The sequence below is a fragment of the Mangrovimonas yunxiaonensis genome (assembly GCF_000733475.1).
GTDB lineage: Bacteria > Bacteroidota > Bacteroidia > Flavobacteriales > Flavobacteriaceae > Mangrovimonas > Mangrovimonas yunxiaonensis.
The window spans coordinates 624,731-649,261 of sequence record NZ_JPFK01000007.1 but is presented as its reverse complement, the minus strand read 5'-3'; the positions used below and the strand labels follow the sequence as shown (position 1 = coordinate 649,261).

Below are 24,531 nucleotides of genomic sequence, written 5' to 3'. Positions count from 1 at the left end.
CGGGCTTTTTATTTATAGCTTATCCATTTTTTTAAGCACAAACAGCAATATAATAGGAAGCGCCAAAAGCCCAATCATAACCAAGTTTGTTTTAAATAGCCACGGTGCCAAAAGCAGTGTAATGGCATACCCACCTATGGCGCCACCAAAATGGGCGTCATGGCCAATATTTCCAACGCGGTTTTTCATCCCATAAATGGTGTACAGTAAATAGCCTATTCCAAAAATATAGGCTGGAATGGGTATGGGAATAAAAAACAAGTATAAATCCATATCTGGACGCAGTAAAATAGCAGCGTATATAATACCCATAACCGCACCACTCGCCCCTACGGCACTGTAATGGTATTCGTTTTTATGAAAGTATAGCGACAGGATGTTGCCTAGAATCAAACTGCCTAGATAAATAATGATAAAACTTACTGCAGACATGTGCATAATAACCACAGGCGCAAAAATGTAAAGGGTAAACATGTTAAAAAACAAATGCATGGTATCTACATGTAAAAACCCACTGCTAAACATTCTAAACTGCTCGCCTCGTTGTATACCGCCCACATTAAACTTATACTTTTCAAAAAAACTGTAATCGTTAAATCCTTTAAAAGAAATAATAGCATTGGCAGCTATAATAACAAGCGTAACTAAACTTAAATTGCCCATAAATTGTAAATGTTATCAATCAAATATACCATATATTTGCGCTTGCAAAGCTAAAATTTATTCATGCAATTTCTCGCTTATATTATAATTTATCCGTTTTTATGGATGATTTCCATCCTTCCGTTTAAGGTGCTTTACTTTATTTCGGACATCCTTTACATCTTCCTTTTCAAAATTTTTGGGTATCGGAAAAAAACGGTAAAAGAGAACTTAAAATTGGTATTCCCCAATAAGTCCCATGCCGAAATACAAGCGATAACCAGTGCTTTTTACCATCATTTATGCGACATGATTTTAGAAACGATAAAATCGATGACGATTTCTGAAGCCGAAATGAACAAACGCTTTAAGTTTACTAATATCGACGTTATAAATACACTTGGCGAAAAGCATAAAAGCATTGTATTAATGTGTGCTCATTATGCGAGTTGGGAATGGATATTCATCATGCAAAAGCACGTGAAGCACAAAGGCTATGGTATTTACAAAAGGCTTGCTAACAAATATTTCGATCGCTTGGTTAAACGTATTAGAGCCAGATACAACACCTACCTTATTACAACCAAAGAAACCATTCCTACGCTTATACAATCTAAAAAAGATGGGGAATTATCGATTAGCGGATTTGCTTCAGACCAATCTCCTAAAGCTCATAAAGCTTTTCATTGGACAGAATTTATGGGCATAAAAGTTCCTGTTTATACCGGTGCCGAAATGCTGGCCAAAAAGCTAGATATGGCTGTTGTATTTTTTAATGTTGAAAAAGTAAAACGCGGCCATTACCAAGCTACTTTTAAAACCATTACAGAAACGCCAAAAGACTATCCAGACTACACCATTACCGAGGCGTTTTTAAAGTTAGTTGAAAAACAAATCTACGACGATCCCAGATATTATCTTTGGACACACAAACGCTGGAAACACCGCGATAAAGTGCCCAAAGCATTTCAATAACGTTTTTATTTATGGGCCAAAGCATTTAGTTCTCCTATAAATCTATCGGCTAGCGTATTAGCTTCGTCTTGCGATTTGGCTTCGGTATAAATTCTAATAATAGGTTCGGTATTGCTTTTTCTTAAATGCACCCAGCTATCTTCAAAATCTATTTTCACCCCATCTATAGTTGTAGGGTTTTCATGGCGGTAAGCCACTTCTATGGCCTTTAAAATGGCATCTACATCCAAGTCTGGCGTAAGTTCAATCTTCTTTTTACTCATAAAGTAATTGGGGTACGAGGCCCTAAGGGCACTAACCCTAACTTTGCGCTCGGCCAACAAGCTTAAAAATAAAGCAATGCCTACCAAGGCATCTCTACCGTAATGCAGCTCAGGTAAAATAATGCCGCCATTGCCTTCACCGCCAATGATAGCAGTATTCTTTTTCATCATAGCCACGACATTTACTTCTCCCACCGCACTGGCTTCGTACTGCCCGCCATGTGCTTCGGTAACGTCTCTAAGGGCTCTGGTCGAACTCATGTTACTCACCGTATTTCCTGGGGTTTTGCCTAACACATAATCGGCGCAAGCGACCAAAGTATACTCTTCGCCAAACATCTCGCCTGTTTCATCCATAAAGGCCAAACGGTCTACATCGGGGTCGACTACAATACCAAAATCGGCGCGTTCTTTAACAACGGCTTCCGAAAGGTCTGTTAAATGCTCCTTTAAAGGCTCCGGATTGTGGGGAAAATGCCCCGTAGGTTCGCAGTAAAGCTTTATATAATCAACATCCAAAGCGTCCAGAAGCATAGGAATTGCAATCCCTCCCGTAGAGTTTACCGCATCGATCACGACTTTAAATTTAGCCTTTTTAATGGCCTCGATATTTACGAGATCCAGTCCTAAAATCTCTTCAATGTGCAATCCAAAATACGCCTCGTTTTTAGTCACCTTACCTAAGGCATCAACCGGTGCAAATGTCATTTGGTTCGATGTAGCGATATCCAATATTTTCTGGCCTTCTTCGGCATTTAAAAACTCGCCTTCAGCATTCAACAGCTTTAAGGCATTCCATTGTTTGGGGTTATGACTGGCCGTTAAAATAATGCCACCATCGGCATGTTCCATTGGCACGGCCATCTCTACGGTTGGCGTTGTAGATAGTCCAAGATCAATCACGTGAATTCCCATTCCTACTAGGGTTTGCATAACCAAGCCCTGAATCATTTCGCCCGACAACCTGGCATCGCGACCTACAACCACGCGGTAAGTATCTTTCTCCCGCTGTTGTTTAATCCATGTGCCATAAGCAGCTGCAAAAGTAACCGCATCTATAGGGGTTAAGTTTGTGCCAACCGCGCCTCCTATGGTGCCTCGTATTCCTGAAATTGATTTTATAAGTGTCATTGATCTTTAATTTTCCAACAAATATAATAGGAAATAACTGTAATTCTTTATTATGAATTTGTAAATTCGGGAAATGAATTTCCTAGCACATATTTACCTTTCTGGAAATAACGATCTGGTCACCATTGGCAACTTTATAGCCGATGGCATTCGCGGTAAAAAGTATGTAACCTACCCCAAAGAAGTTCAAATAGGCATTTTGTTGCATCGGGAAATCGATACCTATACCGATGCCCACCCTATTGTTAGACAAAGCACAAAAAGGCTTCATAAAAATTACAGCCATTACAGCAGTGTTATTGTCGATATTCTGTACGATCATTTTTTGGCTAAAAACTGGCTTCAATACTCAACAATACCCCTAGCCATTTATGTCGATCGCTTTTACCGCCTACTAGAACAGCACTACGAGTTACTCCCCGAAAAAACACAACACATGATGCCGTACATGATCTCGGGCAATTGGCTGTTAAATTACGCCCATATTGAAGGCATTCAAAACGTACTCGACGGCATGAACAGACGTACCAACTATGTTTCTGGAATGGATAAAGCCACACGCGAACTAAAAATGTATTACCAGGAGTTTGAGCAGGAGTTTACCCAGTTTTTTAATGCCCTAAAACAGCACACCCAAAAAAAATATCTTGAAATTGAGAAGCGCATCGCACCTTAGCCTATAAACCAAAACTACCTTGTGCTTTATGCTGCGAATATTAACTTCGTTTTTCAACTCAAAATAAGTACTTTTGCATATTTGCAATTTTATGAGCCAATTTGAAGAACATATTGAAGTTAAGGGCGCTAGGGTCCATAACCTAAAAAATATAGATGTAACCATTCCTCGCGACAAACTAGTTGTCATTACAGGCCTATCCGGCTCTGGAAAGTCCTCCTTGGCATTCGACACCATTTATGCGGAAGGCCAAAGGCGCTACATCGAAACCTTTTCGGCCTATGCCAGACAGTTTTTAGGAAGTTTAGAGCGTCCGGACGTCGATAAAATTGATGGCCTCTCCCCAGTTATTGCCATCGAGCAAAAAACAACCAGCAAGTCTCCAAGGTCTACCGTTGGGACCATTACAGAAATTTATGACTTTTTAAGATTGCTTTTTGCAAGAGCCAGCGATGCCTATAGCTACAACACCGGCGAAAAAATGGTTAGCTACAACGACGAGCAAATCAAAAAGCTTATTGTAGAAAGCTATACCGGTAAACGCATAAACATACTGGCACCAGTTGTGCGCTCTAGAAAAGGGCATTATCGCGAACTCTTCGAGCAAATTGCCAAACAAGGCTTTGTTAAAGTAAGAACCGATGGCGAGATTAGGGATCTGGTAAAAGGCATGAAACTTGACCGCTACAAAACACACGATATTGAAATTGTAATCGACAGGCTTAAAATCGATGGACAAACAGACAACGACAAACGCTTAACCGAAACCATAAACACCGCCATGTACCACGGCGATGATGTGCTTATGGTATTGGACCAAGACACACAGGAAATTCGCTATTTTAGCCGAAACCTTATGTGCCCCAGCACCGGAATTTCTTACCCTAACCCAGAGCCCAACAACTTTTCATTTAATTCGCCAAAAGGGGCCTGCCCAAAATGCAATGGCATTGGCACACTTTATCAGGTTAACGAGAACAAAATTATTCCCGACAGCTCCAAATCTATTGCCGCTGGCGCACTAGCACCACACGGCCCAGAAAAGAAAAGCTGGATTTTTAAGCAATTAGAAGCCATAGCCCAACGCTACAAGTTTTCGCTTAACGACCCCTATAAAAGCATTCCTAAAGAAGCCAAACACGTTATCCTTTACGGCGGTAACGAACAGTTTTCGGTAGCGAGCAAAACCCTAGGCGTAACCCGCGATTACAACATCGATTTTGAAGGGGTTGCCAATTTTATTGAAAGCCAATATAACAATGCCGATAGCACCGCTTTAAAACGCTGGGCAAAAGAATATATGGACAAAGTAAACTGTCCCGAATGCGAAGGCTCCCGCCTAAGAAAAGCATCGCTTTATTTTAAGGTAAATGACCTAAACATTGCCCAGTTGGCCAATAAAGACATTTCCGATTTAACCCTATGGTTCCAAGCGCTTCCCGAGCAACTTTCGGGTGCACAATTAAAAATTTCTGAAGAAATTATTAAAGAAATCGCCACACGCTTACAGTTTTTAATGGATGTAGGCCTAGACTACCTATCGCTTAACAGAAGCTCAAAAACCCTTTCTGGGGGCGAAGCACAACGCATCCGTTTGGCAACACAAATAGGATCGCAACTCGTGGGCGTGCTTTATATTCTAGACGAACCTAGCATAGGACTACACCAGCGCGATAACGAAAAACTAATCAACTCGTTGGTCTCGCTCCGCGACGTTGGCAACTCGGTGATCGTTGTTGAACACGATAAAGATATGATAGAACGCGCCGATTATGTTATTGATATTGGCCCACGAGCAGGGAAACACGGCGGCGAAATTATTAGCATTGGCAACCCCGACGAACTAAAAAAACACCACACCCTAACAGCCGATTACCTAAATGGTAGTAAAACCATTGAAGTCCCCAAAAAACGCCGTGAAGGCAACGGAAAATTTATTGTTCTTAGTGGTTGTACTGGCAACAACTTAAAAAATGTAACGGCCAAATTTCCGCTAGGAAAAATGATAGGGGTTACCGGAGTTTCGGGTAGCGGCAAATCGACCCTGATAAACGAAACCCTCTACCCCATTATGAACGCCCATTACTTTAACGGCGTAAAACAGCCCATGCCCTACAAAAAAATAACAGGCTTGGAGCATATAGATAAGGTTATAGACATAAACCAATCGCCCATAGGCAGAACACCACGAAGCAATCCGGCAACCTATACTGGGGTGTTTAGCGAAATACGCAGTTTATTTGCCAAAATTCCAGAAGCCATGATTCGCGGGTATAAACCCGGGCGCTTTAGCTTTAACGTAAAAGGCGGGCGCTGCGAAACCTGCCAAGGTGGAGGCTTAAAGGTTATAGAAATGAATTTCCTACCAGACGTATATGTCGAGTGCGAAAGTTGCCAAGGCAAACGTTTTAATAGAGAAACCTTAGAAATTAGGTATAAGGGCAAATCGATAAACGGGGTACTAGAAATGACCATTAACGAGGCCGTAGACTTCTTTGAGCACATTCCTAAAATCCACAAAAAACTAAAGACCATAAAAGATGTTGGTCTGGGTTACATTACCCTTGGCCAACAAAGCACAACACTTTCTGGCGGCGAAGCACAACGCATAAAGCTGGCTACAGAATTGAGCAAGCGCGCCACAGGAAACACGTTTTACATTCTAGACGAACCCACCACAGGGCTGCATTTTGAAGACATTAGAGTGCTTATGGGAGTGCTTAACAAACTCGCCAACAAGGGCAATACCGTTTTAATTATCGAGCACAATTTAGATGTGATTAAAATGATGGACCACATTATTGATGTTGGCTACGAAGGCGGAAAAGGCGGCGGAAAAATTGTAGCCCAAGGCACACCCGAAGAAATTATTAAAGACAAAAAAAGCTACACGGCAAAATTTCTTAAAAAAGAATTAATTAATTAGCTTTAAAAACGAAATAACCATATAACATTTTACATGAGAAAAGAACAACATCATAAAGGATGGAACGAAATAAAAACCAACGACTCTTGGGCCATATTTAAAATTATGGGCGAGTTTGTAAACGGCTATGAAAAACTAAGCCGCATTGGCCCCTGTGTATCTATATTTGGATCGGCCAGAACCAAACCCAATCAAGAATACTATAAACTAACCGAAGAGATTGCCCAGAAAATCGTTAATCAAGGGTATGGTGTAATAACAGGTGGTGGCCCCGGTATTATGGAGGCCGGTAACAAAGGTGCCCATATTGCTGGCGGAACTTCGGTGGGTCTAAACATCGACCTCCCTTTCGAACAGCACGACAACCCTTATATCGATTCTGATAAAAGCTTAGATTTCGACTACTTTTTTGTTAGAAAAGTTATGTTTGTAAAGTACTCGCAAGGGTTTGTTGTTATGCCCGGAGGCTTTGGAACATTAGACGAGCTATTTGAAGCCATTACACTTATACAAACCAAAAAAGTAGAGAAATTCCCGGTTATTCTGGTAGGATCAGAGTTTTGGGGCGGGCTGCTAGAATGGGTTAAAACAACTTTGGTAGCCGCTAAAAATATTAGCCCAGAAGATATGGACTTAATTCATTTGGTCGACACCCCAGACGAAGTCATCCATATTCTCGACGAGTTCTATACCAAGTACGGCTTAAGCCCTAACTTCTAATCATAACAAATACAAAAGCATATCATTTAACATTTTGTTGGTGGTATGCTTTTACTTTTTCGAGTATCTTCAATAAAAAAAACTTAATCCTATTTCCTGTTGTTTAGATTTCATTTTATTTCAAGTTTACTAAAAAATATGCTGCTACTCCCCTTTTTTATAGGATTAAGTAGTACAGCGCTTTGGGGGCAAAACAGCATTGAAATAGCTGCTGATTTTAACGTTGAAAAAAAGCACATAAAAATAGCGCAAACCATAACCTACCACAATACCTCTAATCGTGTTTTAGACACCATTTACCTAACCGATTGGAGCCATAGCTACTCCAGCAAAACAACACCTTTAGCCAATAGGTTTGCCGAAGAATACAAAACCGAATTTCATTTTGCCAAGAACGAAGACAGAGGATATTCGGTCATTACCGCTATAAAACAACAGGGTACCGAGGTGGCCTACAACCGCATGAAAGACCACCCCGATATTATTAAAGTTGCCCTAAACACTCCTTTACGCCCCAACAAAAGCTACACCCTAAGCTTACAGTATATCGTTCAGGTACCGAACGATAAATTTACACGCTATGGCGTTACAACAAACGGCGATTACAACCTGCGCTATTGGTATATAACCCCAGCTGTTTTTAATGGTGCTTGGCAACATTACAGCAACAAAGATTTAGACGATTTATTTGCTCCAGAAGCCAACATTTCCATAAAAGCAACCTACCCCAAAGCCTACACCCTAACATCTGAACTGAATGTGGTAGAAACTCTTGAAAACGACCATTTAAAAACTGTGGTTCTATCGGGTGAAAATCGTATCAATTCAAAATTATTTCTTCAAAAAAAGAACAACTTCAATACTGTTGAAACCGATTACCTAACCGTTGTATCTAACATAAACGATGAGGATCTTGAGATGATAGACAAGGTTATGGTGGTTAATAACGTTTCGCAATTCTTGCACGAACACCTCATGCCCTATCCGCATGAAAAACTACTGCTAACAGAAATCGATTACAAAAAGAACCCCATTTACGGTTTAAACCTATTGCCTAGCTTTATTAGGCCTTTTCCAGACAGGTTTCAGTATGAGCTTAAAATTTTAAAAACGGCGCTTAACAACTACCTGGAAAACATTTTAATTACCAACCCCAGAAAAGACCAATGGATTATAGATGGGCTTCAAACGTATTTCCTTATGGCGTATGTTGAAGAGCACTACCCCGACATGAAAATATTTGGCACCCTTTCTAAAGTATGGGGCATACGCTCATTTCATGCTGCACAACTGGATTTTAACGACCAATACAACTTTTTGTACATGCACATGGCCAGAAGAAATCTGGACCAACCGCTGCTTATGCAAAAAGACTCACTTTTAAAATTTAATAAAAACATTGCTAACAAATATAAAGCTGGTGTTGGCCTGCATTACTTAAACGAATATCTCGACCCGAACATTCTAGAAGGCACCATTAAAGATTACCTAAACCAATACGCCTTAAAGCAAACCAGTACCCAAGACTTTAAAAAGCTGCTTGAACAAAACGCCGGCAAGGACGTGAGTTGGTTTTTTACCGACTACCTTAAAACCAAGGAAAAAATCGACTTTAAAATTACGCGGGCAAAATCTAACAAAGATTCCATAAGCATTACCATAAAAAACAAACGGGAAAACATGGGCGTGCCCATATCCTTATTTGGCATTAGCAACGATAGTGTGGTATCTAAATACTGGATTGAAAACATCGATCAAGAAAAAACGGTTACCATTCCTAAAAACAACATCGACAAGCTTGTTTTAAACTACGATAACGCCATTCCGGAGTACAACCTAAGAGACAACTGGAAATCGACCAAAGGATTTTTGTTTAACAACAGGCCGCTACAGTTTAGGCTGTTTATGGATATAGAAGACCCTTATTACAACCAAGTGTTTTTTATGCCGCAATTTGACTACAACCTGTACGATGGCGTTTCTCCAGGCATTAAACTCTACAACAAAACAGCACTAAACAAACCCTTTCATTACGACCTTAGGCCCACTTACGGACTAAAAAGCAAGCATTTAAGAGGAAAGGCCAAGTTTAGCTACACCCATAACAGAGAAAACAACAACCTCTATTTTATTAGATACGGCATTACAGGAGAATACTCAAACTATGCTCCAGAACTATCCTACACATCCTTTACCCCCTATTTACAGTTTAGATTTAGAGATTACACCAACCTACGAGACAACAAGAAAAAATACCTCTCGCTACGTTACGTTAGTATAGATCGCGAAGAAGACCCCACAGGGGAATTCAATTTAGAAGAAGAACCTAGCTATGGTGTTTTTAACATAAATTATGGCCAAAGCGACCCCAACCTAAAAAACTACAATGCCTGGAATACCGACATTCAACTGGCCAGAAAGTTTGGCAAACTGTCGTTTAACTACGAGTACAGAAAGCTTACCGAAGGCAACAGGCAATTTAAACTAAGGTGGTTTTCTGGGTTTTTCTTTTACAACAAAACCTACAAGACATCCGACTTTTTTAGCTTTGCTCTAGACCGCCCAACCGATTACCTTTTTGATTACAACTACTACGGCAGATCGGAAGAAACAGGCCTGTTTAGCCAACAGCTTATTATATCGGAGGGAGGATTCAAATCTAAATTAAACACCCCTTTTGCCAACCAATGGATTTCCACACTTAATGGTAGCACAACCATTTGGCGGTACATTCATGCCTATGGCGATGCCGGATTTGTAAAAAACCATTACGACTCGGCCAAATTTGTTTACGATTCTGGAGTTAGGTTTAGCCTAGTAGACGATTATTTTGAGCTGTACTTCCCCATCTACTCTAACCTAGGCTGGGAAATTGCACAACCCAATTACGATCAAAAAATACGGTTTATCATTGCCCTAGACATACAAACCCTATTTGGGCTATTCTCTAGGCGGTGGTATTAAAAAGCAAAAACGCGTCAAATTGTTTACGAAATTCGCATCGATATTTGTTTTTACTGAATATATTCTAAAAGAAACTTCACCTAGAAGATAATTTTTAATAAATATTCAAAAAACCAACCAATAATGCAATTGCATTTCACGCAATAATTAACTACCTTTGCGAGAATTCAAATTACAGCTATGCAAACAAACCCAGACATTAAAAAAGACCTATCATTCGAAGACTTTAAAAAAGAAGTCATCAACGACTATAAAATTGCCGTTACCTCAAGAGAGTGTAGCTTGTTAGGGCGTCGGGAAGTGTTAACAGGAAAAGCTAAGTTTGGAATTTTTGGAGACGGAAAAGAAGTCCCACAATTGGCTTGGGCAAAAGCCTTTAAAGATGGCGACTTCCGCTCTGGGTACTACCGCGACCAAACCTTCATGATGGCCATTGGGCAATTAACCATCGAACAGTTTTTCTCTGGCTTATATGCAAACACCAGTTTACAAGAAGAACCCATGTCGGCTGGTCGCCAAATGGGCGGGCACTTTACTACGCATAGTTTAGATGAAAATGGCAACTGGGTAAACCTTACAAAACAAAAAAATTCCAGCGCCGATATTTCCCCTACCGCAGGGCAAATGCCGCGTTTGCTGGGCTTGGCACAAGCGTCTAAAATTTACAGACATGTTGAAGGCATTAATACCGATAACTTTTCGGAAAACGGCAACGAAATTGCTTGGGGAACCATAGGAAACGCCAGTACAAGCGAAGGTCTGTTTTTCGAAACCATCAATGCTGCCGGGGTGCTACAAGTGCCTATGGTTATAAATGTGTGGGACGATGAGTATGGCATTTCGGTACACGCCAAGTACCAAACAACTAAAGAAAACATTTCGGAAATCCTTAAAGGATTCCAAAGAACAAAAAAAGATAAGGGTTACGAGATTCTAAAAGTTAAAGGCTGGGATTATGTTTCGTTAATCGAAACCTACCAAGAGGCTAGCGAAATTGCTAGAAAAGAACATGTTCCAGTGTTAATTCACGTACATGAGCTTACACAGCCCCAAGGACACTCTACCTCGGGATCGCATGAGCGCTACAAAAGCAAAGAACGTTTAGAATGGGAAAAAGAATACGACTGTAACGCCCAAATGCGGGAATGGATTTTGGCCAGCAACATCGCTACCGAAGCCGAATTAACAGAGCTTGAAAAAACCATTAAAAAAGCCGTTAGAAACGGTAAAAAAGCCGCTTGGGAAAGCTTTATAGCCCCGATAAACAGCGAACAAGCCGAGGCCATTGACTTGCTGTTAAACCTCGCCAAATCTAGTGCCAACAAGGTGTTTATAGAAAAACTAGCAAACAACTTAAAGGCCATAGACGAACCCATAAGAAAAGACATCTTTACCGCCGTACGCAAATCGCTGCGCTACGTTATAGGCGAAGATTCTAACGAAAAAAACCAATTGATTAATTGGTTACAGGCGCTTTCAGAAAAAGTACAACCTAAATACAGCTCGCATTTGTTAAGTCAATCTAACAAATCGGCGCTTGCTATTCAAGAGGTAAAGCCTACCTATAATGACAACAGCCAAGAGGTTGATGCTAGAATTATTATACGAGACAACTTCGATGCCATTTTTGGCAAATACCCAGAGGCTCTTATTTTTGGTGAAGACTCCGGAAATATAGGCGACGTAAACCAAGGGCTTGAAGGACTTCAAGAAAAATATGGTGAACTGCGAGTTGCCGATGCCGGCATTCGCGAAGCCACCATTCTTGGACAAGGTATTGGTATGGCCATGCGTGGGCTACGCCCTATTGCCGAAATACAGTATCTAGATTATATTCTATACGCCCTTCAAATTATGAGCGACGATTTAGCAACGCTACACTACAGAACCAAAGGCCGCCAAAAAGCACCTTTAATTGTTCGTACCCGTGGTCACAGATTGGAAGGCATCTGGCATTCTGGCTCGCAAATGGGCGGCATTATTAATTTAATTAGAGGCATTCACGTTTTGGTTCCTAGAAACATGACCAAAGCTGCAGGGTTTTACAACACCCTTTTAGAAAGCGACGAACCTGCATTAATTGTCGAGTGCTTAAACGGCTACCGTTTAAAAGAAAAAATGCCTACCAATATGGGCGAATTTAAAACTCCTATTGGCGTGGTTGAAACCATTAAGGAAGGTACCGACATTACTTTGGTATCCTACGGATCTACCTTGCGAATTGTAGCCAATGTAGCCAAGGAACTTCTTGAAGTTGGTATTAATGCCGAAGTTATCGATGTACAAAGCTTACTCCCATTCGATTTAAACCACGACATTGTAAAGAGTGTTGCCAAAACCAACAGGCTAATGGTTATCGACGAGGACGTTCCTGGTGGAGCTTCGGCTTACATCCTAAACGAAATACTAAACACGCAAAACGCTTACGTTCATTTAGATAGCAAGCCCATAACACTTGCTGCAAAAGAACACCGTCCAGCATACGGTACAGATGGTGATTATTTCTCAAAACCTTCAGCAGAAGATATTTTTGAAGCGGTTTATAGCCTGATGAACGAAGTTAGCCCAAGCGATTTCCCAAAGCTAAAATAACCGCCTTATTTTTATATAGAACAAACCTTTTAGGCAAAACCTAAAAGGTTTTTTTTATATTGTATAATTAAAACAAAAGAAATGCTCACAAAACCCGACAAGGCCAAACTTCGCGCAACCATCTTTATGCATTTAGATGGTATTGTTACAGCTACAACGGCATTTTCTTTATATAAACACGGGGTACTACAACAGCTTCTTGAGAAACAAAACATCACATTAAACGAGCTAACACAAACCTTTAACGCCAACGAAGGTTACCTTAATGTCGCGCTTCGTATTCTTTGCTCGCAAGGCTGGCTTACACAACATATAAACAACGCTACCAATACCGTTTCATACGAAATTAACGCGCATAGCCACGAGGCTTTTGAGCTAGTTAAACATTATGAAGATGCGGTTAAGCTGCTCGCCTATTCGGTTAAGTTTCCTGAAGATGGCCGCATTGGGGTCGATGCCTTTATTGCTTTAGAGCGCATTTTTAAAAAATTCGAAAACCATTTTGGGCTTTCAGCACACCAAACCAATACCATACAACAACACATATTAAAACATATTGAAGGTGCAATTATAGCTCCCATTATAGTGCTTCTTGGGGTTAATGGCCTGTTTCATAAATATTTTATGGAAGCCTCTTTTAGGGCCGAAGAATACCATAAAGATCCCGAAAGCTTTAAAAAAATTCTAGACTTTTTTGCGCATTTGGGGTGGTTCAACAAGAAAAAAGACACTTATCAATTTACAGAAAAAGGCTTGTTTTTTGCCAAGCGCGCTACTGCCTATGGGGTAACGGTATCCTACCTCCCAACCTTTGTGGCCTTAGACGAATTGATTTTTGGAAACCCACTGGTATTAAAAACCCAAACCCCGGGAGACACCGAAAAACACGTACACCGCGAAATGAATGTTTGGGGAAGTGGCGGTGCACATGCCACGTATTTTAAGGTGGTCGATAAAATTATTATCAAGTTGTTTAACAAACCTATAGACGAGCAACCCAAGGGCATCTTAGATATGGGCTGTGGCAACGGTGCATTTATTCAACATATTTTTGAAGTCATCGAGCACCAAACCCTTCGCGGCAAAATGTTAGAAGAACACCCCTTACTATTGGTTGGCGCCGATTTTAACCAAGCCGCCTTAAAAGTTACCCGAGCCAATTTAATTAAGGCCGATATTTGGGCCAAAGTAATTTGGGGCGATATTGGCAGACCCGATTTGCTAGCCAACGACCTGGCCGAAGACTACAACATAAAACTTAGCGACTTGCTAAATGTTCGTACTTTTCTCGACCACAACCGCATTTGGGAACCTCCAAAACACCCTACTAAAACCATCAGCAAATCTTCTGGAGCATACGCCCATAACGGCAAGCGCATTAATAATAATTTAGTAGAAGACTCGCTACGGGAACATTTTAGCAAATGGAAACCTTATGTCGAACGTTTTGGACTATTGCTTATAGAATTGCATACCATAGCACCAGAACTTGCCGCCAGCAACTTAGGAAAAATAGCGGCCACCGCTTACGATGCTACCCATGGTTATAGCGACCAATATATTGTAGAAATGGACGTGTTTAAAACCATTGCCAAAGAAGCCGGTCTTTATCCCGATCCAGCTTACGCATCGGCATTTCCAGATAACGCGCTTGCTACTGTAAGCGTTAATCTCTTAAAAGGAACCCAATAAATATCAAAATAAAAACAATGAACAAAAATTTCACCGATTTAGCTTTAGCCATCTTACGTATTGGCTTTTCAGGCATGATGTTAACACATGGCATCCCCAAAATTAGTATGCTATCAGACCCTTCTGGTTTTCCAGATCCACTAGGCCTTAGCCCAACCGTTTCTTTAGTCCTAACATTAATAGGCGAAGTGGTTGCCCCCATTTTAATTCTTATTGGACTTAAAACCAAGCTTGCTGCCATTCCTGCTGCCATTACCATGCTGGTTGCCGCATTTGTGGTACACGGAGCCGACCCTTTGGCTAAAAAGGAAATGGCCTTATTGTACCTTTTTGCTTTTACCGTTATATTTTTGGCTGGCCCAGGGCGCTTGTCTATTGATGGTCGCAAAGGCAACTAAACACAATGAAAGCCGAACGCTTAAGCCATATTAAAAAAGAACTACAACAATGCTCTAAAGACGAACTTTTACAGCTTTGTCTTAGATTGGGGCGCTTTAAAAAGGAAAATAAAGAACTATTAACTTATTTACTTTTTGAAGCCCATAACGAAGACCAGTACGTCGCCTCTATTATCGAAACTTTAGATGAAGAGTTTCAAACTATAAATTGTGACAGTTACTTTTATATGAAAAAAAGCATTCGGAAAATTTTAAGACACATTAAAACATATAGCAGATACTCTAACTCCAAAACTACCGAGGTAGAGCTTCTGCTATATTTTTGCCAAAACCTAAAAGCCCTAACGCCTAGTATTTTTAAAAATACAGCTTTAAACAACCTTTACCACAGGCAGCTTATAACCATTAAGAAGAAAATTGAAACCCTACACGAAGATTTGCAACACGATTATCTGTTGGAACTAGAGGCGTTAACCGCAGCTTAATTTAAAATTCGCACCATTAATTCGTTAAGCAAGTCGCCTTGTGGCACGGCATTGGCGCCAACCCCTTTACTCTTGCCATCAAAAGTACGCAAATCGGCAATAATGGCGCTTACCTTACGCATGGGGTAATTTCTGGCAGCTACCAAATATTCGTTAACAAAATAAGGATTCACCTTTAAGGCCGAAGCAACATTTCTAGCCGATTTATCGCCTAATCCATGAAGCTTTAACAACCTTGAAAAATACGTATAAAGCAAACTTACGGTTACAATCATGGGATTGTCCTTTGGGTTTTCGCCAAAATATTTCACAATTTGAAACACCTTTTCGCTGTTGCGATCGCCTATAGCCTTGTGCAACTCGAAATTATTATAGTCTTTACTTATTCCTATGTTGGCTTCAATATGCTCTGGGGTAATTTGCGTGCCTGCAGGAAGCAGCACCATAAGTTTATCCAGTTCGTTACTAATCTTACTAAGGTCGGTTCCTAAAAACTCGGCAAGCATTTGAGCTGCTTTTGGCGTAATGCCGTAGCTTTTCCCCGAAAGCACTCGCCTAATCCAATCTGGAACCTGATTATCGTAAAGTTTTTTGCTTTCAAAAACAACACCACTTTTTTTAAGGGCCTTATAGAGTTTTTTACGCTTATCGATGGTTTTGTACTTGTAGTTTATAACCAAAATGGTTGTGGGCTGCGGGTTTTCGGCATAAGCCGTTAAATTTTCTATGGTTCGCGATAAATCTTGTGCTTCCTTAACAATAACCACTTGGTGCTCGGCCATCATAGGAAACCGCTTGGCGTTACTTACAATGTCGTCTATCGCAACATCCCTACCATACAGCACCATCTGGTTAAACCCTTTTTCCTCTTCGGTTAAAATGTGGCCTTCAATAAACTCGGTAACCCGGTCAATATAATAGGGTTCTTCCCCCATTAAGAAGTATATGGGTTTTAACCTTTTCTGTTTTATATCGGTAACAAGCTGTTTTACTTCGTCCATTTAAAAAAAATTCTCAAATTTGCGTTATGCAAAGGCTTAACTTCCCTACATATTCGTTTCGTTTCAAAAATAGCGAAAATAAACCGTCCATTTTCGATGTTATTCGCAAAAAATTTGTGGTTTTACAACCCGAAGAATGGGTTAGGCAACACTGCATTCATTATTTAATTGAAAAAAAGCACTACCCTAAATCTCTTATCAATGTTGAAAAGGAGCTGCGGGTAAACGGCTTAAAAAAACGGTACGATATTGTTATTTTTAATACCGATGGCAGTATTTTTCTGGTTGTGGAATGTAAAGCTCCAAAAATTAAGATTACCCAAGAGACTTTCGATCAAATTGCCCGCTACAACATGGCGTTAAACGCAACATATTTAATGGTTACCAACGGATTAAATCACTATTATTGCCAAATGGATTTTGAACACGAATGTTATAACTTTTTAAGGGAGCTTCCAGAGTACAACACATGAAAATAGCCCTTGTAATATTAAATTGGAACGGAAAATCATTGCTCGAAACCTTTTTACCTACGGTTTTGGAGCATTCCAAAGACGCCGATATTTATGTGGCCGACAACGCCTCTACCGATGCCTCTGTAGCTTTTGTAAACGCCCATTTTCCTTCGGTAAAAATTATACAAAACCAAGAAAACGGCGGGTATGCCAAAGGCTATAACGATGCCCTAAAACAGGTTAATGCTGATGTGTTTTGCCTGCTAAACAGCGATGTTGAAGTGACCCCAAATTGGCTTGACCCCATTCTTAAAGCATTTAAAAACAACCCAAAAACAGCCATTGTTCAACCAAAAATTAAAGACTACAACAACAAAAGCCGTTTTGAGTATGCTGGTGCTGCAGGGGGCTTTATAGATAAATTAGGCTATCCTTACTGCCGCGGCCGTATTTTTAACACCATAGAAGAAGATACCGGGCAATACAACGATACATCTCATATTTTTTGGGCGTCTGGGGCCTGCTTTTTTATACGAAAAGATATTTTTAACGCCCTAAATGGTTTTGACGCCTCTTTTTTTGCCCACATGGAAGAGATTGATTTATGTTGGCGTGCATTTAATCTAGGCCATCGTGCAACTTATGTGGGAGCCTCGACAGTGTACCACGTAGGAGGCGCTACCCTAAAAAACACCAATCCCAAAAAAACATTCTTAAACTTTAGAAACAGTTTGTTTACCCTAACCAAAAACGCAAAAGGCAACCTCTTCCCTTTAGTGTTTACCCGATTGGTTTTAGATGGTGTGGCTGGCATTCAGTATCTGTTGCAACTAAAACCAACCCACACTTTTGCCATTATAAAAGCTCATTTTAGTTATTATGCTCATTTGAGTGCCCTTTTAAAGTTTAGAAAAAGGCACCCCAAAAGGGAACTTTACTACAACAAAACATCCATTGTTTGGTCCTATTTCGTAAATAAAAATAAGACGTTTTAATTGTTAACAACAAATGTTAAAGTTTTTGTTAAGACCCGTAAATCCTAGCAATCTTTTACATAATTTTGATATGTTAAATTAATAACCACTTTAATTAATAACAACTATGAGAAAAACAATGTTATTGGGTGTTTTTGCCATGTTACTTTTAGGATCTTGTGTTTCTAAAAAAGAATATGCCGCACTTGAAGCAAAACAAAAAGAAACTCAAGATTTACTGAATTCGGCCACTGTTAAGCTTAACTCCTGCTTAGCCGATAAAGCTTCTGCCGAATCTCGCGTAACCTCTTTAGAAGAGCGCATTTCTGACCTTAAGAAATCTAACGACAACTTAATTCAAAGCAATAAGGATCTTACCATGCTAACCACCAAAGGGGCTTCTAATGTTGAAAAAACCTTAGAAAGCCTTAGGGAAAAAGACCTTAAGATAAACCGTTTACAAGATGCTGTTAACAAAAAAGACAGTGTTATGCTAGCACTTGTAACAAGTCTGAAAAAAGAAGTTGGCATTAACGATCCAGATATTGAAGTGAATGTAGAAAAAGGCGTTGTGTTTATTTCTATTGCCGATAAATTGTTATTTAGAAGCGGTAGCTACATTGTAAACGATCGCGCAAAAGAAGTATTAGGAAAAGTGGCTAAGGTTGTAAAGAGCAAGCCTAACTTCGAGTGTATGGTAGAAGCCCATACCGATCCTGTACCTTACAACAAACCGCCATTAATCGACAACTGGGATTTAAGTGTAAAACGTGCCACTTCTGTTGTTCGCGTGCTTGAAGACTTAGGTGTAGATTCGGCCAAGCTAATTGCTGCTGGTCGTGCCTCTTTCGTTCCTGTAGCCTCAAACGATACAGCCGAAGGAAAAGCTGCCAACAGACGCACAAGAATTGTTATTTTACCTAAAATCGATGAGTTTTACGAAATGATCGAGCAGGAAATGAAAAACCTTGAAGCCGGTAACTAAGCCGCTTCAAAAAAAAGCATATAAACAAAAAGCCCAACAGATGTTGGGCTTTTTTTATTTAAAAAATATTTAAGGAGCCTTTGCCTTCCCTAACAACTACAGGCTCATCTCCCGAAAGGTCGATTACTGTAGAGGCCACATTATCGCCATACCCCCCATCAATAACCACATCGACCAGCTTATCCCATTTTTCGTAAATCAATTCGGGGTCTGTGGTGTATTCTAAAATCTCATCCTCATCATGAATGGATGTCGAAATTATCGGGTGTCCCAATGTATCGACAAGCTCTAAAACAATTTTGTTATCGGGCACACGTATACCCACTGTTTTTTTCTTCTTAAATACATTGGGCAACGTTTTTGCTCCAGGCAAAATAAACGTATAAGGCCCAGGGAGTGCACGCTTTAATATTTTAAAAACCGAAGTGTCTATTTGTTTAACGTAATCGCTTAAATTGCTTAAATCCTTACAGATAAAAGAAAAATTGGCCTTTTCCAGCTTCACGCCCTTAATCTTGGCGATGCGCTCTAAGGCTTCTTTATTGGTAATATCACAACCTAAGCCATAAACCGTATCGGTGGGATAAATAATTAAACCGCCTCGTTTTAAAACCTCTACCACTTTCTTAATTTCCCTAGGATTGGGGTTTTCTTCATAAATTTTTATTAATTCGGCCATAATATCTCTCTTAAAAAGGCGTTTGTGTTTATTAGTATAAATTTCTAAACCAAGATGAAATTTACAAAAAATATCGCTTTAACAATCGGTCTCCTGCTTATTTTATGGTCGTGTTCCGTAGATGAAAACACCCCTCAAGGCAATTCTGTGCCACAGGATTTAGAATACCGCGAAACCCTCAACATTCCCTATGGAAACAATCCTGAACAAACTTTCGACCTCTATTTACCCGCCCATCGTACCTTAAACACCAAAGTTGTTATTTTGGTTCATGGTGGCGGTTGGACTTCGGGAGATAAAAGTGACATGAACGGTTTTAAAGATTACCTTAAAAGCCAGTTTCCAGACCTTGCCGTTGCAAACATGAATTACCGGCTAGCCAACGAAAACACACCGCCCTACCCCATGCAAATTCACGATATAACCAAAGTTGTCAATCACTTAACAAGCAAACAAAGCACCTATGTTATTGGTGATGAATTTGGTTTTATAGGTGCGAGTGCTGGAGCGCATTTAAGCATGTTATGGAGCTATGCCCACAACACCAATAGCAACATAACTATGGTTGCCAATCTTGTTGGGCCTACAAATTTTACTGACGATGCCTATCTAAACAACTCCAGTCCCGAACTACAAAAAATGTTAACCCTTTATGGCGAACCTGCCACTACAGCATATTTACAAGAAGTAAGTCCGTACCATCAAGTTACCGCCTTAGCCCCACCAACCATAATGTTTTATGGTGGGCAAGACCCTTTAGTACCAACCTCTCAAGGGACTGCCATGAGAGATAAACTAAACGCACTTAACGTGGTTCACGAATTTACATTGTACGAAAATGAAGGTCATGGTTGGACCGGTCAAAACCTACTGGACACCATGAATAAACTCTCTGTTTTTATAGATACCCACTTATAAGCTTTACCCCAAGATTTCAAGCTTGGCAAAGCGAAGCAATAATTTTTTAACCCCGCCATTTTCAAAATTAATCTCGGCCTTGGTATCGGGGCCTTTTCCTTCAATTTTTAAAACCTCTCCTTTACCAAAGCGCATGTGTTCAACAATATTGCCTTTGCTTAATTGACCATCAAACAAGTTGGCTCCTTCACCGCCATGACTAGCCTTCGAAACAGGTTTTAGTTTTTTAGGCGGAATAAACTTTGGTGGGGTCTTTTCTGCCGTTCGTTTTTTAGGCTTTTTAAACCGGATTTTATCGGGTTCTATGTCGCCAAAAATATCGGCGTCTAACATGGGGTTAGCCCGTTGTTGATGTTCTTTTGGCTTTAAGAATTCTAAATATTGTGCGTCTATTTCTTCAATAAAACGGCTGGGTTCAGCGTCGATTAGTTTTCCCCAGCGGTAACGCGATAAGGTATAGGTTAAATAGGCTTGCTTTTCGGCTCTGGTTAAGGCCACATAAAACAACCGGCGCTCCTCTTCCAATTCGCTACGGGTATTCATACTCATGGCACTTGGGAATAAGTCCTCTTCCATACCAACAATATACACGTACGGAAATTCCAGTCCTTTAGCCAAGTGAATGGTCATTAGCGCCACTTTCTCACCATCGTCTTTATCGTTGTCCATATCGGTAGCCAGGGCAACATCTTCTAAAAATTCGGTTAAAGACCCTGTTGTATCTGCCAATTCCTTTTGTTCTTCAACAAAATCTTTCATCCCGTTAAGCATTTCCTCTATATTCTCTATACGGGCAATCCCCTCGGGGGTTTGGTCTTTGTTGAACTCTTTAATAAGTCCAGAGGCCTTTACAACATGCTCTGCAAGCTCGAACGCATTAGCCGTTTGATTCATGATTTGAAAGCTTTCTATCATGGTAACAAAATCTGAAAGCTTTTGTCGGGTTCCAGAGTTGACCTTCAAATCGATTTTATCGAGATTTTTCATCACCTCGAAAATAGAGCGCTTGTAGTGATTGGCCGTGACCATTAGCTTATCGAGGGTTGTTTGGCCTATGCCCCGCATGGGAAAATTGATGACACGCTTTAGGGCTTCTTCATCTTTTGGGTTAATAATTAAGCGTAAGTAGGAAAGCACATCCTTGATTTCCTTACGCTGATAAAACGACAACCCGCCGTAAATGCGGTAAGGAATGTTTCGTTTTCGCAATGCATCCTCAATGGCACGAGATTGGGCATTGGTACGGTAAAGTACCGCAAAATCCTGTGCTTTAAGCTGGTGCTGCATCTGGTTCTCGAAAATAGAACTTGCCACAAAACGCCCTTCATCACCATCGTTTAATAAGCGGTTTACGATTATTTTCTGCCCTTCATCATTGGCCGTCCACACAACCTTATCGAGCTTGGTTTTGTTTTTGTCTATTATGGAGTTTGCAGCATTGACAATGTTTTTGGTAGACCGATAATTCTGTTCCAAACGGTACATTTTCACATCGTCGTAATCCCGCTGAAAATTTAGAATGTTGTTAATATTGGCACCACGAAAAGCATAAATACTTTGCGCATCGTCGCCCACTACGCAAATGTTTTGAAAGCGGTCCGACAGGGCTCTTACAATGAGGTACTGGCTGTGGTTGGTATCTTGGTACTCATCAACCAATATGTACCTAAAGCGGTCTTGATATTTAGCCAAAACATCTGGAAAACGGGTTAATAGTTCGTTGGTTTTTAACAACAGGTCATCAAAATCCATAGCACCTGCTTTAAAGCAACGCTCGACATATTCTTTGTAAATATCGCCCATTTTGGGGCGTCTTGCCGCGGTATCGGCCTCTATTAACTCTGGATTATTAAAATAAGCCTTAACGGTAATAAGGCTATTTTTATAGGAAGAAATCCGGGATCTTACCTGTTTGTATTTATAAATGTCCTTATTTAAATTGAGTTGCTTAATGATATCGCGAATCAACCTATCGGAATCTTGGGTGTCGTATATAGTAAAGTTGCTGGGGTATCCCAAACGATCGGCTTCTATGCGCAAAATTTTAGCAAACACCGAGTGAAAGGTCCCCATCCAAAGGTTTTTAGCTTCACTATCGCCTACAATTTGGGCAATACGCGATTTCATTTCGCGTGCCGCTTTATTGGTAAAGGTCAAGGACAAAATATTAAACGGGTCGACCCCTTGGTGCATTAAATATGCTATGCGGTATGTGAGCACCCTGGTTTTTCCAGAACCCGCACCGGCAATTACGATCATTGGCCCATCTTTTTGTAGCGTTGGTGCTAGCTGGGCATCATTCAACTGACTTAAATACTTCTCCAATTTTCAATCTCATTTAAAAGTGTGAAAATAACCAATACAACCCTTTTTATTAAAGGTTTTTGCTAATAATTATAAACAACTTTTAAAGGCAGGGTTACTTCAATTTTAATATCTTTAACAAAAATTAAGTTACGTTTTATGGATTCTTTTTTAAGTTTTTTAGGCAGCATTAGTTGGTGGATGTGGGTTATTATTGTACTCTTCTTGGTTGCGCTACGTGATGTTTTTGTGCAAAAATCGCACACCATTAGCCATAACTTTCCCATTGTAGGCCATTTGCGTTATATACTAGAGAGTATTGGTCCAGAAATGCGCCAATATTTTGTGGCCAACAACCGCGAGGAATTGCCTTTTAACCGTATAGAACGCGGTTGGATTTATGCCTCGGCCAAGCATGAGAACAACTACGAAGGCTTTGGAACTGATAGGGATATTTACGCCCATCAGCATATTTTTATCAACAATGCCATGATGCCCTTTAAAATTGATAAAAACCATCCCAATGCTACAGATAAAACCTTTTTGCCTTGTGCCAAGGTTATGGGTGTACATAACAACCGTAAACGCCCCTATAGGCCAGCATCGGTTATTAATGTTTCGGCTATGAGTTTTGGGTCTTTATCGGCCAAAGCTGTCGAATCGCTTAACAAAGGGGTTAAGATTGCTGGGGCTTACCACAATACTGGAGAAGGCGGTCTATCGCCTTACCACTCTCATGGCGGCGATGTTATTTTTCATTTTGGCACGGGTTACTTTGGTGTACGCGACAAGGACGGCAACTTCTCTATGGAAAAATTGGTTGCACTTGTTAATAACAATCCTTTTGTCCGCGCTATAGAGATTAAGCTCTCGCAAGGCGCCAAACCAGGTAAAGGTGGCGTATTACCAGGAAATAAAATCACCAAAGAGATTGCTAACATTCGCCATGTCGAAATTGGCAAGGACGTGTTATCGCCACCCAACCATTCGGCATTCTCTAACGTTCCAGAAATGGTCGATTTTATTGAAGCCATTGCCGAAAAAACCGGGTTGCCCGTAGGCATTAAGGCTGCTATTGGAAAATTAGACCAATGGGAAGAACTGGCTCAAATTATGAAAGCCACCAACAAAGGCCCCGACTTTATTACCGTAGACGGTGGCGAAGGCGGTACCGGCGCTGCCCCACCAAGTTTTGCAGACCACGTTTCCCTACCTTGGGTATATGGCTTTAGCGACCTGTACAAGCTGTTTAAAACACATCAGTTAACAGAACGCATTGTATTTATTGGCAGTGGAAAATTAGGGTTTCCAGCCAAAGCAGCCATGGCCTTTGCTATGGGTGCCGACTGCATAAACGTGGCTCGCGAAGCCATGATGAGCATTGGCTGCATACAAGCTCAAATTTGCCATACCAACCGCTGCCCTAGTGGTATTGCCACACAAAATAAATGGCTGCAAAATGGCATTAACGTCCCTTTAAAATCCGAACGCTTGGCCCAGTATTTTAAAACTTTTAGGAAAGAATTTATTGAAATTACTCATGCAGCAGGCTACGAACATCCTTGCCAATTTAAAATGCATGATATTGATGTAAACGTAGACGACCACAACCTAAGCAAAGAGCTAGACAAAACATATTACTACAACAAGACTGAAGTACCCTTTACCAGCATGCAAGATTTAAAAGACTGTAAATATCTTGGCGGAGGTGCTAACGCATAATTTTTGTTAAACCATTTTTAGAATAGGTG

Annotated in this window: 19 protein-coding genes; 14 read left to right on the top strand and 5 right to left on the bottom strand. The window is 40.5% G+C overall.

From position 1 onward, the window contains the following. Positions 1-12 precede the first annotated feature (12 nt). Positions 13-663 (bottom strand): rhomboid family intramembrane serine protease, encoded by a 651-nt coding sequence (locus tag IA57_RS10360; protein WP_036122927.1) that lies wholly within the window; start codon positions 661-663, stop codon positions 13-15. Between the two features lie 63 nt (positions 664-726). Between IA57_RS10360 and IA57_RS10355 the strand changes: the two genes are divergently transcribed. After that, positions 727-1,617, top strand: a complete 891-nt coding sequence (locus IA57_RS10355; protein ID WP_036122924.1) for a lysophospholipid acyltransferase family protein — start codon at positions 727-729, stop codon at positions 1,615-1,617. A 5-nt stretch (positions 1,618-1,622) separates the two neighbouring features. Here the strand turns inward: IA57_RS10355 and glmM are convergent, their stop codons facing one another. Beyond that, positions 1,623-3,011 (bottom strand): phosphoglucosamine mutase, encoded by a 1,389-nt coding sequence (gene glmM, locus IA57_RS10350; RefSeq protein ID WP_036122921.1) that lies wholly within the window; start codon positions 3,009-3,011, stop codon positions 1,623-1,625. 73 nt (positions 3,012-3,084) lie between these two features. On the opposite strand from glmM, the gene IA57_RS10345 reads away from it, so the two are divergent. The 8 genes from IA57_RS10345 to IA57_RS10310 all read left to right on the top strand — a co-directional run bounded on the left by IA57_RS10345 (position 3,085) and on the right by IA57_RS10310 (position 15,464). Next, positions 3,085-3,687, top strand: a complete 603-nt coding sequence (locus IA57_RS10345) for an acyl carrier protein phosphodiesterase (RefSeq protein WP_036122918.1) — start codon at positions 3,085-3,087, stop codon at positions 3,685-3,687. A gap of 91 nt (positions 3,688-3,778) precedes the next feature. Further along, the gene (uvrA, locus tag IA57_RS10340) at positions 3,779-6,613 is read left to right on the top strand and encodes an excinuclease ABC subunit UvrA (RefSeq protein ID WP_036122917.1); all 2,835 of its coding nucleotides are present in this window, start codon (positions 3,779-3,781) and stop codon (positions 6,611-6,613) included. Positions 6,614-6,646: 33 nt separating this feature from the next. Then, the gene (locus IA57_RS10335; protein WP_036122913.1) at positions 6,647-7,333 is read left to right on the top strand and encodes an LOG family protein; all 687 of its coding nucleotides are present in this window, start codon (positions 6,647-6,649) and stop codon (positions 7,331-7,333) included. Between the two features lie 138 nt (positions 7,334-7,471). Further along, positions 7,472-10,297: a gluzincin family metallopeptidase gene (locus IA57_RS10330; RefSeq protein WP_036122911.1), complete on the top strand. Its 2,826-nt coding sequence runs from the start codon at positions 7,472-7,474 to the stop codon at positions 10,295-10,297. Between the two features lie 180 nt (positions 10,298-10,477). Continuing rightward, positions 10,478-12,889, top strand: coding sequence for an alpha-ketoacid dehydrogenase subunit alpha/beta (locus tag IA57_RS10325; RefSeq protein WP_036122909.1), 2,412 nt, complete (start codon positions 10,478-10,480; stop codon positions 12,887-12,889). Between the two features lie 81 nt (positions 12,890-12,970). Then, complete coding sequence (locus tag IA57_RS10320) at positions 12,971-14,581, top strand: class I SAM-dependent methyltransferase (RefSeq protein WP_036122906.1); 1,611 nt, start codon at positions 12,971-12,973, stop codon at positions 14,579-14,581. A gap of 17 nt (positions 14,582-14,598) precedes the next feature. Further along, the gene (locus IA57_RS10315; RefSeq protein ID WP_036122902.1) at positions 14,599-14,979 is read left to right on the top strand and encodes a DoxX family protein; all 381 of its coding nucleotides are present in this window, start codon (positions 14,599-14,601) and stop codon (positions 14,977-14,979) included. 5 nt (positions 14,980-14,984) lie between these two features. Next, positions 14,985-15,464: a hypothetical protein gene (locus tag IA57_RS10310; RefSeq protein ID WP_036122899.1), complete on the top strand. Its 480-nt coding sequence runs from the start codon at positions 14,985-14,987 to the stop codon at positions 15,462-15,464. Here IA57_RS10310 and holA read toward each other — a convergent pair. Beyond that, the gene (gene holA / locus IA57_RS10305; protein WP_036122896.1) at positions 15,461-16,465 is read right to left on the bottom strand and encodes a DNA polymerase III subunit delta; all 1,005 of its coding nucleotides are present in this window, start codon (positions 16,463-16,465) and stop codon (positions 15,461-15,463) included. The two genes, IA57_RS10310 and holA, sit on opposite strands and share 4 nt — an antisense overlap. A gap of 26 nt (positions 16,466-16,491) precedes the next feature. Between holA and IA57_RS10300 the strand changes: the two genes are divergently transcribed. From IA57_RS10300 to IA57_RS10290, 3 genes are all read left to right on the top strand, one after another. After that, positions 16,492-16,938 (top strand): type I restriction enzyme HsdR N-terminal domain-containing protein, encoded by a 447-nt coding sequence (locus IA57_RS10300; RefSeq protein ID WP_036122893.1) that lies wholly within the window; start codon positions 16,492-16,494, stop codon positions 16,936-16,938. Next, on the top strand, positions 16,935-17,915 hold the full coding sequence (locus tag IA57_RS10295; RefSeq protein WP_036122891.1) for a glycosyltransferase family 2 protein: 981 nt from the start codon (positions 16,935-16,937) through the stop codon (positions 17,913-17,915). The genes IA57_RS10300 and IA57_RS10295 overlap by 4 nt, the downstream gene beginning before the upstream one ends. A 106-nt stretch (positions 17,916-18,021) precedes the next feature. Continuing rightward, positions 18,022-18,879: an OmpA/MotB family protein gene (locus tag IA57_RS10290; protein ID WP_036122888.1), complete on the top strand. Its 858-nt coding sequence runs from the start codon at positions 18,022-18,024 to the stop codon at positions 18,877-18,879. 58 nt (positions 18,880-18,937) lie between these two features. Here the strand turns inward: IA57_RS10290 and IA57_RS10285 are convergent, their stop codons facing one another. Further along, positions 18,938-19,558 carry an L-threonylcarbamoyladenylate synthase gene (locus IA57_RS10285; RefSeq protein WP_036122886.1) on the bottom strand — a complete coding sequence of 207 codons (621 nt, stop codon included), beginning with the start codon at positions 19,556-19,558 and terminating at the stop codon, positions 18,938-18,940. A 54-nt stretch (positions 19,559-19,612) separates the two neighbouring features. On the opposite strand from IA57_RS10285, the gene IA57_RS10280 reads away from it, so the two are divergent. Then, positions 19,613-20,476 carry an alpha/beta hydrolase gene (locus IA57_RS10280; RefSeq protein ID WP_036122885.1) on the top strand — a complete coding sequence of 288 codons (864 nt, stop codon included), beginning with the start codon at positions 19,613-19,615 and terminating at the stop codon, positions 20,474-20,476. 3 nt (positions 20,477-20,479) lie between these two features. On the opposite strand, the gene IA57_RS10275 is transcribed toward IA57_RS10280, so the two are convergent. Next, positions 20,480-22,801, bottom strand: a complete 2,322-nt coding sequence (locus IA57_RS10275) for an ATP-dependent helicase (RefSeq protein ID WP_036122883.1) — start codon at positions 22,799-22,801, stop codon at positions 20,480-20,482. 138 nt (positions 22,802-22,939) lie between these two features. Here IA57_RS10275 and IA57_RS10270 point away from each other — a divergent pair, with 138 nt between their 5' ends. Further along, positions 22,940-24,502, top strand: a complete 1,563-nt coding sequence (locus IA57_RS10270) for an FMN-binding glutamate synthase family protein (RefSeq protein WP_036122880.1) — start codon at positions 22,940-22,942, stop codon at positions 24,500-24,502. Positions 24,503-24,531: the final 29 nt, after the last annotated feature.